At 44.4% G+C, this 12,779-nt stretch carries 10 protein-coding genes; 6 read left to right on the top strand and 4 right to left on the bottom strand.

Annotated elements, in window-relative coordinates; translation table 11 throughout:
• Window positions 1-36: 36 nt before the first annotated feature.
• Window positions 37-528: a thioesterase family protein gene (locus tag F899_RS04700; protein ID WP_004893342.1), complete on the bottom strand. Its 492-nt coding sequence runs from the start codon at window positions 526-528 to the stop codon at window positions 37-39.
• 107 nt (window positions 529-635) lie between these two features.
• Between F899_RS04700 and hemB the strand changes: the two genes are divergently transcribed.
• The gene (gene hemB, locus F899_RS04695) at window positions 636-1,649 is read left to right on the top strand and encodes a porphobilinogen synthase (RefSeq protein ID WP_005221134.1); all 1,014 of its coding nucleotides are present in this window, start codon (window positions 636-638) and stop codon (window positions 1,647-1,649) included.
• 83 nt (window positions 1,650-1,732) lie between these two features.
• Window positions 1,733-2,854 (top strand): glycine oxidase ThiO, encoded by a 1,122-nt coding sequence (gene thiO / locus F899_RS04690; RefSeq protein WP_005221133.1) that lies wholly within the window; start codon window positions 1,733-1,735, stop codon window positions 2,852-2,854.
• Here the strand turns inward: thiO and F899_RS04685 are convergent.
• A complete protein-coding gene (locus F899_RS04685; protein WP_005221132.1) occupies window positions 2,834-3,745 on the bottom strand; it encodes a TIGR01777 family oxidoreductase in 912 nt (303 codons plus the stop codon). The two genes, thiO and F899_RS04685, sit on opposite strands and share 21 nt — an antisense overlap.
• A gap of 180 nt (window positions 3,746-3,925) precedes the next feature.
• A complete protein-coding gene (locus F899_RS04680; RefSeq protein WP_005221130.1) occupies window positions 3,926-4,381 on the bottom strand; it encodes an ABZJ_00895 family protein in 456 nt (151 codons plus the stop codon).
• 519 nt (window positions 4,382-4,900) lie between these two features.
• On the opposite strand from F899_RS04680, the gene F899_RS04675 reads away from it, so the two are divergent.
• From F899_RS04675 to F899_RS04665, 3 genes are read left to right on the top strand one after another with little or no spacing between them, the layout of a single operon-like run.
• Complete coding sequence (locus F899_RS04675; protein ID WP_005221128.1) at window positions 4,901-6,151, top strand: exonuclease SbcCD subunit D; 1,251 nt, start codon at window positions 4,901-4,903, stop codon at window positions 6,149-6,151.
• A gap of 9 nt (window positions 6,152-6,160) precedes the next feature.
• A complete protein-coding gene (locus tag F899_RS04670; protein ID WP_005221127.1) occupies window positions 6,161-9,766 on the top strand; it encodes an SbcC/MukB-like Walker B domain-containing protein in 3,606 nt (1,201 codons plus the stop codon).
• Window positions 9,767-9,771: 5 nt separating this feature from the next.
• Complete coding sequence (locus F899_RS04665; protein WP_005221126.1) at window positions 9,772-10,878, top strand: acyltransferase family protein; 1,107 nt, start codon at window positions 9,772-9,774, stop codon at window positions 10,876-10,878.
• Between the two features lie 45 nt (window positions 10,879-10,923).
• Here the strand turns inward: F899_RS04665 and F899_RS04660 are convergent, their stop codons facing one another.
• Complete coding sequence (locus F899_RS04660; RefSeq protein WP_005221125.1) at window positions 10,924-11,610, bottom strand: YggS family pyridoxal phosphate-dependent enzyme; 687 nt, start codon at window positions 11,608-11,610, stop codon at window positions 10,924-10,926.
• A gap of 123 nt (window positions 11,611-11,733) precedes the next feature.
• On the opposite strand from F899_RS04660, the gene F899_RS04655 reads away from it, so the two are divergent.
• Window positions 11,734-12,771 carry a type IV pilus twitching motility protein PilT gene (locus F899_RS04655; protein WP_005221124.1) on the top strand — a complete coding sequence of 346 codons (1,038 nt, stop codon included), beginning with the start codon at window positions 11,734-11,736 and terminating at the stop codon, window positions 12,769-12,771.
• Window positions 12,772-12,779: the final 8 nt, after the last annotated feature.

Genomic DNA, 12,779 nt, shown 5'->3' with positions numbered 1-12,779 from the left:
CTGAATATTCAGCAGTTTTTTTAATTATCTCAGCTTCTAGTAAGCATAAGAGGCAATCGCAGTCGCAATCGGTTTAGCTTCATCATTAATCAGGGTCATGCGCATGGTACATCCCTTACGCCCCAGACGCAGGGTTTCTGCACGTGCAGTAAAATATTTGCCACGCCCGGGTGCCAGATAGTCGACACGCATATCCACAGTCGCCAGACGTGAAACTTTTTTGCTGGTTTCTTGCATATCTTCAGGGCTGGCTTTTTTGTACAGCTCACCCATTGCGGTAATTCCACCAATACTATCCAGAATGGTGGCAGCCACACCACCATGTAAAATCTGGAATGCTACATTGCCAATCAGATCCTTCTGCATTTCTACATATGCTTCAATCTGTCCATCCACAACGCGCATTTGCATACCGCAATATTGGTAGAATGGTGAAGCATTAAAAGCATCACACAACTGGTTGAATAGAACGTCCTTATTCGAGCCTAAATCAATATTTCCTGTCCAACTTTTCTCTGCTACCGTCATAGTTTGCTCGAATAACCTTGATTAAATAAAAAAATGTATCCATTTGCCCTAAATGCAAATTAAGGCACTACAATACCCATAGTTTAATATTGATCAATGAGATTTTTATGACCTATACGTTCAATCGTCCCGCGTTTCCTGCAACTCGCATGCGTCGTATTCGTAAAAATGAACACCTACGCTCAATGGTTCGTGAAACGCACCTCACGGCTGATCATCTCATTTATCCAGTATTTGTTTTACCGGGTCAAAACCAGACTCAAGACGTGCCAAGTATGCCAAATATTCAGCGTCTTTCGGCAGATCTGCTGGTGAAAAAAGCTGAACGCCTGCTTGAGTTGGGTGTCAGCAAACTAGCGTTGTTCCCGGTAACGCCACAAGAAGACAAAAGTCTGACTGCTGAAGCGGCATGGCGTGAAGATGGTCTGGTTCAAACCACTGTTCGCCTGCTGAAAAAAGAATTACCAGAAATAGTACTGATTACCGACGGCGCATTGGATCCTTATACCACGCATGGTCAGGATGGCATTATCGATGAAACTGGTTATGTCTTAAATGATGAAACGGTTGAATGTCTGATTAAACAGGGCTTAAGCCATGCCGAAGCCGGTGCGGATATCTTTGCACCAAGTGATATGATGGATGGCCGTATTGGCGCGATTCGTGAAGCTTTTGAAGCCAATGGTCATATCTATACGTCTATCATGGCCTACTCTGCCAAATATGCCTCCAGCTTCTACGGCCCGTTCCGTGATGCAGTAGGTTCTTCAAGCAACCTGAAAGGCGGCAATAAGTACAATTACCAGATGGATGTCGGCAACCGTGCCGAAGCCCTGCATGAAATCGCCTTGGATATTCAGGAAGGTGCCGACATGGTCATTGTAAAACCAGGCCTTCCTTATCTGGATATCGTACGTGAAGTCAAAGATACCTTTGGCATTCCAACCTTCGTGTATCAGGTCAGCGGTGAATATGCGATGCTGGCGGGTGCAATCCAGAATGGCTGGCTATCTGACAGCGTGATTCTGGAATCATTGATGAGCTGCCGCCGTGCTGGTGCAGATGGCATCTGGACTTACTTCGCGGAAGAAGCTGCAGTAAAACTGAAAGAAATGAAATAGTCTGGAATGCCTTTCTTGATTAAAGGAAGGCATTTTTTTGGTTTTTGGTTTAAACAAGATTCGAAAATAAGGGTTAAAACCTGATGCATATTGCCATCATCGGTGCAGGGATTAATGGACTCATGACTGCACTGGAGTTGATTGAACAGGGCTGTTCAGTAACGATTCTGGATCAGCAGCAGGCAGGAAAAGCTGCCTCCTGGGCCGGTGGCGGTATTCTTTCCCCGATGTATCCATGGCGTTATCCTCAGGCAGTCAATGCCTTGGCCAAATATGCCAAACCGCTATATCAGGCCTGGAATAACAAATTAAAACCAGTTACTGGCATTGATTTTGAAATTCATGAAACCGGCATGCTGATCTTTGATGAAGAAGATTTCGACATTGGCTATCACTATGCTGAACGACATCATGAGCCGATGCAGCAAGCGCTTTATATCGAGCAGGAACAGATTGAGCAGATTAATCCGCAGGTTTCATCCGAATTTAAACATGCTTTGTACTTCCCCCACATCGCCAATGTGCGTAACCCTCGCTTACTCCAATCCATTATTCATTATTTAAAACAGCATCCCCACGTGAGCTGGCTAGAACATACGCCAGTTCGGAAAATAAAAATTGGTAATGCACAAATTGATGCGGTGCAAACTGAACAGGGCGACTGGATTGCAGCAGATCAGTTTGTCTTCAGCACCGGCGCATGGTCAGCACAATGGTCGCTGCAGCTAAAAAGAGATATCCCAGTGCATCCTGTTCAGGGGCAGATGGTGTTGTTTAAAACGCCAGAACACTGGCTGCCGACCATGTGTATGAATCAGGTCATGTACCTGATTCCACGTCAGGATGGGCATATTGTCTGTGGTTCCAGCATGCGCGAAGTTGGTTTTAATACCACGCCTGCTGTCGAGATTCGTCAGAAAATTCTGGATGCCAGTTTTGAGATGGTTCCAGAACTGGCTGAATTCCCGATTGTCCAGGAATGGGCTGGCTTACGTCCCGGCTCACCGCAAGGCATTCCATATATAGGTCAACTGCCAAATTTGAAAAATGGCTGGGCCAATTTCGGCCATTTCCGCAATGGCTTATGCATGGCGCCTGCCTCTGCTATATTGCTCAGACAGCTAATGTTCGGACAGTCGACTTTAGTGGATTCACAAGCCTATGCACCAGATCAGTTACAGCTTTTAACTGCGCTTGCCCACTAGATCCGTGAGTGCTTCCTTGATGCTTGGAAACTCAAATTCAAAGCCAGCATCTTGCAGTGCTTTAGGCTGGACATACTGACCATTTAAAATCAGTTGTGACTGCTCACCCAACATCCATTGCATAATACTTCCAGGCAAAGCGAATAGCGGTTTACGTTTCAGTAGCTCTGCTGCTGTCTGGCTAAAACGCAGCTGGCTGGTTTTCTCAGGCGCAACTACATTAAAGATGTGAGCGTTGCTTTTTTCATGCAGCAGAAAATCCATCACGTTAAGCAGATCCTGGATATGCACCCAGGCGAATGGCTGCCGACCACTCCCGATTCGACCCACCAGATTCATTTTGATTGGCATCAGCATTTGTGGCAAGATGCCACCTTTTCTGCCCAGCACCACACCAAAACGCATAATCTTGGTATTCTGATCAGTATAGGATAAGGCCAGCTGCTCCCACTGTGCACAAAGCTGAGACATGAAAATCTGTTGGGGTGCAGCTTCTTCCGTATACACCTGTTGCCATTGTTCTTGAGGATCAATACCGTAATAACCCACGGCAGATGTAGACAAAATACATTTCGGGAAAATCTGATTCTTTTTTAAAAATTCATAGAGTTGACGGGTCGTGTCTAATCGGCTCTGTAAGAGAATATCTTTACGCTCGGCAGTCCAGCGCTCTGCACCGATATTTTCACCCGCCAGATTAATGACATAATCAATCTGACGGGTACGCAGTTCATCAAAATCATTGATCCAGTGAAAATCTGGATGCATTTCCAAGCGATGGTGTTCACGCGTCAGGCCAATGACATGACAATCTAGTCCAAGAAAGTGTTTGACCGCATATTGGCCAATAAAACCACTAGCTCCGGTAATGAGTACGACAGGCTTATGCATTGTTATTCAGTCGCTGTTTTTCTTAGGTCCCAAACATTGTACTGAACTGGCCAATCTTTGCAGTTATCAAAAAATACCATTCATCGTAATGACTTACAGCAAAAGATATCAAGCCTGAATATTAAGGGGTTTCAGGCTTTTTTTTTAGACTAAAGTTCTAGTCACTTATGTGCAAATAATTTACTGAGAGCTACCAAACATTTTGTTGGCCATGCGCTGAGCCTGATTTCCATAGAACCAGTAAGTCAGCAGATACAATGGAATCGCAATCAACATGAACATGATCACCACGACACTCATAAACTGCGGTTGTTGAAGATACAGTATGAAATCCTCCCAGGCATTCGGATTGGACCGGGTTGCGACCAGAATTCCCAATAATAAAAATGCCAGGTTATACCCCCAGAAAATCAGGCTGAATCCTAAAGTGATTTTTTTACGTTCGGCTTGTGTCGGTGCCCGACGGTTCTGACGAAGAAATTTAAATAATACCCAGATCATGGCCACCAGATACGGCACCATGGTCAGCACAGCCCCCATTCCCATCGGCATTAGGGCTGCAATCACGCCGCAAATACAGGTCATCACAAAACATATTAAAAAAAACCAGAGAAAATAGCGTTTTAGCGGCGCCATAGCCATCACTCACACAAAAGGATGCAATCAGTATAAAAAAAAATGAGCTTTTTTTCATTGTATTGTCAACCGATCCTGTAAAGCTGACGTTATATAGGGTACAAGGTCACCAAATTTGTACCGGCATCCACAAATCTGTTTGATCTTTGCTAAAGCAATAAGACTCGTGTGCAGCAGAAAGTTTTGAATAGCAGCCAAAATTTTCTTAAACAGCATACTTTGACCGACGATTTCACCATCACTCGAATCGTCGGTCTTTATTTTTTGGGCTTCTAAATTTTTATTCCTTATTGCTCCAGTTTAAACATAGATAAAAAACAAGAAATTAAATTGCCTTATTAGGGTCAGATAAAAAGTAGTTGCCCAACCCGATACTGGTTTTCTCAGATCGAGCTCACTATACTGATATTTTTCATCCAGACCAAAACGATCATTCCTGCTTCGGAAGTAAGATTTTTGCTGGTTTCATCCATGCTTTTACCCACTTCGGGTGTTTAAACTTTTATAGGCTCAGGGGACATGGCAGTTCATTTTCTACATACATCAGATTGGCATTTGGGGCAATTTTTCCATAATCATGATCGTGAATTTGAACATCGCCAATTTTTGAGCTGGTTGCTGGAACAAATTAAACAAAAACAGCCAAATGCCCTGCTAATTGCAGGCGATATCTTTGATGTCATCAATCCGTCCTCCAGCGCTCAGAAACAGCTTTATCAATTTTTAACCAGTGCCCATGCACTGGCACCGCACATGCAAACCCTGATGATTGCCGGCAACCATGATTCCGGTTATCGCATCGAGCAGGTTGAGCCTTTTCTTGCCAAATTCAATGCACGTGCAGTCGGTGTCATCAGCCGCAAGGAAAATAACCAGCTGGATCTGGATCGTCTGATGGTGCCGATTTATAGTCCTGAACAGAAAATTTTAGCCTGGTGCCTGGCCTTGCCTTATCTACGTAGTGCCGAAATTACCGGACTGAATGAGCATACCACCAACAGTCAAAACGCGATTAGCTATCTGCATCAACAACTGATCGCTGAAGCCAAGGCACGTAAACAGCCAGATCAGGCGCTGATTCTGATGTCACATGCGCATATGCAAGGCGGAGAAACTTCGGATTCTGAACGTCCGATTGTAGTGGGACATGAAGAAGCCTTATCGACGGCGCTTTTTGAAGATGGTATTGATTATGTCGCGTTGGGGCATTTGCATAAGCCGCAGAAAGTCGGTCAGGAACATATCCGCTATAGTGGCTCGCCTATTCCTTTGTCTTTTAGTGAATTGAATTATAAACATCAGGTTGTAGAGGTACGAATTGACCCGATGCAGTCAGATGAACAACGCTTTCAATATGAGCCTCTAATCATTCCACGCACTGTAGATCTGCTCCGGATTCGTGCCGACCTCAATGATCTGATTGACCAAGTCAAGGCCTTGCCGAATGGTGAAATTGAACAGCTGTTTGCACGCCATTTCCTGGAAATTGAATACACCACCACTGCGCCTCCCCCAGTAGATCTCAGACAGCAGATTGAACAGGCTTTGCCGCCAAACCGTTACCGACTGCTACGTATTTCCCGGATTTATCAGCAAGTAGCGGACTCAAGCACGCACATTTCTAAAATTGATCTGGCGCCTCCGACCCCGGAATCCCTGTTCGGTAACCTCTGGGAAAAGATGGGTTATGATCCAGATGACTCGGTAAAGCGTGATTTCCTGCAGCTGCTACATGAAGCCCAGCAAGATATTGATGTGCAGCAGCCATAAGGAAATGCCATGAAAATTTTACGTTTGAGTTTAAATAATCTGGCTTCTCTGGCTGGTACCCATGATATTTGCTTTGATGATAGCCCGTTGGCACATGCCGGCCTGATTGCCATTACCGGTAAAACTGGTGCAGGTAAATCTACCCTGCTGGATGCCATGTGTCTGGCACTGTATAACGAAATTCCACGTTTAAAAGGTGCAACTGGCAGTCTCAAAGATACGGGTGGACAGGATGTTTCCATCAAAGATTCTAAAAATATTCTGCGTCGTGGCACAACCACCGGCTTTAGTGAACTGGAATTTATTGCGCTGGATAGCAAGCGCTATCTTGCCCGTTGGGAAATCCGCCGTGCCCGCAATAAAATTGATGGCAATTTAAAAGTCGACCGTTATATCAAATGCCTTGATGATGACACCACGCTCACCCAAAAAATATCCGAAGTCACGCCACTTATTGAAAAACTGATTGGACTCAGCTTTGAGCAGTTTACCCGTGCTGTCCTACTTGCCCAGTCTGAAGTGGGAGCCTTCTTAAAAGCCAAAGATCATGAACGTGCAGACCTGCTGGAATATTTGACCAATTCACAAATTTTCAGTGTGGTCAGTCAAAAAGCAGCACAAAAATTCAGTGAAGTAAAAAATAAGCGCAGTGATCTGGAAAAGCTGATTGGACATATTGAAACCCTGTCCGAAGAAGATATTAACGCCTTAAAACAGCAACAGACGGCGCTGTCTTTACAATTACAGAATCTTCAGCAATCTGAAAAACTGCTGGAAAATGAGAAAAAATGGCATCTGGACCGACATAAGCTGTATGCCGAAGTCCATGCAAAAAAAGAAGTGTATGATGTCCAGTTGGATGCCATAAATAAATCTGCAGGACAGCAACAACTACTGGAACAGCTGGATGAATTCCAGTCTATCCGTGATCAGTTTATTCAGCGTTCCCATTTAGAACCGAAAAAAATTCAGATTCAGCAACAACAGGCACAATTCACCCTTGAGTTTGAAACGCTAAAAAAACGCTTTATTAAAGAAGAAACCAAACTAGTAGCCTTGGAGCAACAGCAGCAGAAATTTCAGCAGCATTTAGACCAGATCAAGCCACATCTGGAAGCAGGTTTAAAGCTGGATCATGCTATCCATACGGTATCTGAACAGTATAAAAAACTGAATACGGAGCAAAATCAGTTTCAAACTACTCACCTGCACCCCCTAGAACAGCAGTTAGTACAGCAGCAATTGGCCTTAAGTCATGCTCAGGCTAAACAGCAGCAGATTACTCAGCAGTTAACCCAGTCAGAATTTTTAAGTGTTTTTGATCAGGAGCCGCAAAGTATCCTGCAACGTATGCAGGACTATTTACAGCAGTATCAACAACTATTGCAAAAAAATCCTGAAAGCCTAAATCAGCCTTTGTCTGCACTAGAAAAAACCGTTGCCGAATTATCTGCCAAGCTCAATCACTGGATCCAGCAACATCAAAGTATTGAACAGTTAGACCAGCAATTTAAATCTGTTCAGCAGACCCTCCAAAAGCATTATACTAAACAGCTTCAGCTTGATGGGCTAAAGCAACGCTTACGACAGACTCTGCAACAATCTCAAGAGTCAGAGCAGCTACAAACCTCTATACATACCCAGCAACAGCAGCTGAAATTGCTGCAAAATGCTGAACAGACTTTGCAGCAACAGATTCAATCTGAACAACAGGCTTATGAACAGCTAGAGCGGATTTTAGCTCAGCAGCGTTTATTGCATACACAAAGCGTGCAGGAACTGCGTGCCCAATTAAAACCTGATGAACCCTGTATGGTATGCGGCGGTCATGAACATCCTTTTGCTCAAGGACAACATGAACTACTGGACAAAAGCTTATGTCAGCTACAGGAACAGCAATTACAGCAAGCCAGACAACAGCTTGATCAGCTAAGTCAGGCTCAGCAACAGAAACAGATTGAAATCTCAAAGCTGCAAACTGTGATTGAACAGCAACAGCAGCGTTTGCAAGCATTCCAGCAGCAAATTCAGCAGCAACAGATTGAATATATAACTCAGCTGGCGAATTTAGGGCTTATTACTGAGAGTGAAAATGACTTAAATCGTTTAACCCAACTTTTGAAAGACCATAGCAATAGTGTCGTAAAGCAGATTGAACAGCTGCAACAACAAGAACAGCAGTTACAGCAGCTATCACAGCAATGGCGTCAGCAACAACAACACTTACATCAACTGCAATTGGTTCTGCAACAGCGCACTCAATTGGCCCAGCTTATTCACCCCCTAATCAATGTATTGCCTGAGAACTATGCATCTCAGGATCCGATAAAATGGTTATCCACTCTACAACAACAGTTACAACAACGCATGCAGCTTTTAAGTGTGCAAAAGCAACTGGAATCTGAGCTACAAACACAGCAACAAGCAGTTGATAAAACCCAATATCAGCTGCAAGTTGAACAACAGAATTTTGCGCAACGCCACCAGTCTTTAGAGCAACTTATCCAGCAAGGTAAGGACTTACGCCAGCAACTGGCTGAATTGACCGGGCAACATGCAGGACAAGTATATCGGGTGGCTGCAGAGTGGCAGACGACTTTGGATCAGCAAACCAAAGCTTTGCAACAGCAACTAGACATCCAGCGACAACAAACCAGTCAGGCAGAAAAACAGCTGCATCAGGCCAATCTTAAGTTGCAGGATTTTATAACCCAACAAAAGCAGATTGATCAGCAACTTGAGCAATATCAGCAGAATATTCAGGCTTGGCAGCAGAACCGTCCACAGGTGACTACGACGCAAATTGAACAATGGCTGCGTATTGATCTCACCAGCCATCAACGTATCCGCCAGGATTTATCCAATCAAAAACAGGCACTGGAAAATGCCAAAACCGCATGGCAGTTACTTGAAGAACAATATCAGGTACATTTAAAACTGCAGCCTGAACATGAATTTGAAGAGATTGAACAAAAACTGGCTGCACTGATACAGGAAAAGACAGCACAACAAGAAACACTGAATGAAACCGATGCCAAACTGCGTATGAATGCCAACAACCAGAGTATGTATGCCAGATACCAGCATCAGATTGAACAGATTAAGGCTGAGGAATATCGTTGGGGTCGGATTTATGACCTGATTGGACATAAAGAAGGTACCAAATTCCAGAAAATTGCCCAGGAACATCATCTGGATATTCTGGTTGAATATGCCAATCAGCAACTCCAGCCTTTGGCTCCACGCTATCAGCTGCACCGTATTCCGAACAGTCTGAGTCTGGCGATTATTGACCTGGATATGAACAGTGAGGTCCGCCCTGTACTTTCGCTGTCCGGTGGGGAAACTTTCCTGGTATCACTCGCCTTAGCCTTGGCCATTGCCAATATGGCGTCTGGCTCGATGAAGCTGGAATCGCTATTTATTGATGAAGGTTTTGGAACGCTTGACCCAGCGTCCTTACATATGGTGATGAATGCTCTCGATCATCTGCAAAGCCAGGGTCGTAAAGTGGTGCTGATCTCGCATATCCAGGAAATGCATGAACGGATTCCAGTCCAGATTCAGGTTAAACCCATTGGCTCTGGTGCCAGCACCATTCAGATTATAGGCTAGCGCTCATGAATATGACTTCACGCAGATTTTCAGCTGAATTCAGTTTACAACTGGAAAGCTTGCGTGGAGTGAGTGCAATTGTGGTGCTATTTAGTCACTGCTTTCAGGCTTTTATCGCCCCTTTTGATTTAACACTGTATTCTTGGGTCCGGCTGCTTGGTCAGGCCGCGGTGATGATGTTCTTTGCTTTAAGTGGCTATCTGATCGGAACCTCTATACAGAATAATATCCAGCAAAATAGCCAGTTTAATCTGTCTCACTATATCCGGCAGCGCTGCCGTAGAATTTTACCGCCCTTCCTGTTTGCTCTTACCCTGACCTTAACTTTATATATTCTGGCACCTTACTTCTTTAGCTCTCATACGCATCAGTTTCAGAACAGTTTTGGCATGATGATTCGTATCACCTATAGTCTGGAGTGGGACAATTTTCTGGGTTCACTGTTCTTTTTAAATGGCTTTGTGACGCCCACGCTATCTGCCAATGCGCCACTATGGAGTTTAAGTTTTGAGGTCTGGTTTTATGTGCTGGCGGGCTTTTTGCCTTTTTTAAAACATTCTGTTATTGCCAAACTCAGTTTTGCTTTAGTGTTAATTACACTTACCGCACTTAATCCCCAATTTCTGATTTATTTGCTTGTATGGCTAACGGCCTTTGCCAGTTCATTTGGTCATATTCAACAGTATGTCTTAAATCATTTGAATTCACTCAAACTGGGATGCCTAAGCCTGGCTTTTTTCATTGCCTGTAGAGATGCCTATCACTTTCATATGATCGATCAGGCTAAAATTTATCGTGGTAACTATTTTGTACCATTTAACATGTTGATGGGATTGGCTTTTGTCTGCTGGCTGATTCAACTGCAACAAAAACTCAGTCATTATCAACCGGTCTGGGTAAAGTCCGCGAGTTTTTCTTATACCCTTTATGTGACTCATTTTCCTTTACTGCTGTTTATTTTGGGTTGCTTTCCACAAAGCCGTGCTTATGGTCTAGGGGGTGCTGTTCTGGCCCTAATTTCTACTATGCTGGTTTTAGTTCTACTGGCTAGCTTAATGGCACAATTACTCGAATCACAACAAAGAAAAGCGTTATCCCGCTCAATGCAATAACACTTTTCTTAACAATTTGAAAAACCTGTCTGAAATATGGCTCCGTTAATCCTTTTTAGGACGTGTACCAAACAAGGCGGTGCCGACCCGCACCATGGTTGAACCTGCCGCAATCGCTTCGGTCATATCCCCTGACATCCCCATGCTTAAAGTATCCCAATCCTCAGCTTTGGCATGTTGCATTTTAACCGCTTCGAATAAAGCCTTGGCATCGGCAAAAGCCGCTGTATTATTTGGCGCCGGAATCACCATCAAACCACGCAGACGCAGTTTTGGTAACTGGCTGATCTGCGCTACGAGATCCGCTACTTCTTCTGGCTGACAGCCATCTTTAGTATCCTGCCCGTCGATATTCACCTGAAGACAAATATTTAGGGGCGCTTGATCATCTTCACGCTGATTAGACAGGCGTTCAGCAATGATCAGACGATCTACCCCATGTACCCAGTCAAACTTTTCTGCCAGATGCTTGGTCTTGTTCCGCTGAACATGCCCAATAAAATGCCATTCAATCTCCAGATCCTGCAACTTTTCAATCTTATCCAGCGCTTCCTGCAAATAGTTTTCGCCAAAACTGCGCTGTCCGGCTGCATACATTTCCGCCAAGATTTCCGCTGGATGTGTCTTTGAAACAGCCAGCAGCTGCACGGTCTGTTCATCACGACCAGCCTGCTGACATGCAGTATGAATTTGGGCCAATACCTGATCTCGTGCGAGTTGCAACATTTTCATTGACGGAGTTCTCATTTCGTTCATATTTTTTTCCCTTGCCCCCCAACTAAGTGTTGGTTAAGCTGTGGGAAAGCCTTATTATTCTATCAAAATAAATAACATTTAAATGCCTTTGGGGACTTTATGGACATTACAGAATTATTAGCATTTTCTGCTAAAAATGGCGCGTCAGATTTACATTTGTCTGCGGGGATGCCACCACTGATTCGTGTTGATGGTGAAGTTCGTCGTATTAACCTGCCTGCCCTGGAACATAAAGAAGTGCACAAGCTGGTTTACGATATCATGAACGATAAACAGCGCCGTGACTATGAAGAAAATCTAGAAACTGACTTTTCCTTTGAAGTTCCTGGTGTTGCCCGTTTCCGTGTGAACGCATTTAATCAGAACCGTGGTGCCGGTGCCGTATTCCGTACCATTCCCTCTAAAGTTTTAACCATTGAAGATCTGGGCATGGGTCAGATCTTTAAAGATATTTGTGAATATCCGCGTGGTCTGGTACTGGTCACTGGTCCAACCGGTTCAGGTAAATCAACAACACTGGCAGCGATGTTGGACTATATCAATGACAACCGCTATGACCATATTCTGACCGTCGAAGATCCAATCGAATTTGTACACCAATCGAAAAAATGTCTGATCAACCAGCGTGAAGTGCATCGCGATACGCATGGATTTAATGAAGCATTACGTTCCGCATTACGTGAAGACCCGGATATTATTCTGGTCGGTGAGATGCGTGACCTTGAAACCATCCGTCTGGCATTGACTGCTGCGGAAACCGGTCATTTGGTCTTCGGTACCCTACATACCACCTCAGCGGCAAAAACCATTGACCGTGTGATTGACGTATTCCCTGCTGAAGAAAAAGACATGGTGCGTGCCATGTTGTCTGAATCGCTGCAAGCCGTTATTTCACAAACCCTGTTGAAGAAAAATGGGGGCGGTCGTGTGGCTGCACACGAAATCATGATCGGTATTCCGGCGATCCGTAACCTGATCCGTGAAAACAAAGTGGCACAGATGTACTCTGCGATTCAAACCGGTGCCAACTATGGCATGACCACGCTGGATCAAAGCCTGAAAACGCTGGTATCGAAAGGCATTATCAGTCCGCAAGTCGCCCGTACTGCAGCAAAACAGCCTGAATCATTCTTATAAAAATAATT

Origin of the sequence: Acinetobacter sp. CIP 101934, from assembly GCF_000369585.1 — a bacterium.
GTDB classification, from domain to species: domain Bacteria; phylum Pseudomonadota; class Gammaproteobacteria; order Pseudomonadales; family Moraxellaceae; genus Acinetobacter; species Acinetobacter schindleri.
The sequence above is the reverse complement of the archived record's forward strand: the minus strand, read 5'-3'. Positions and strand labels throughout refer to the sequence as shown.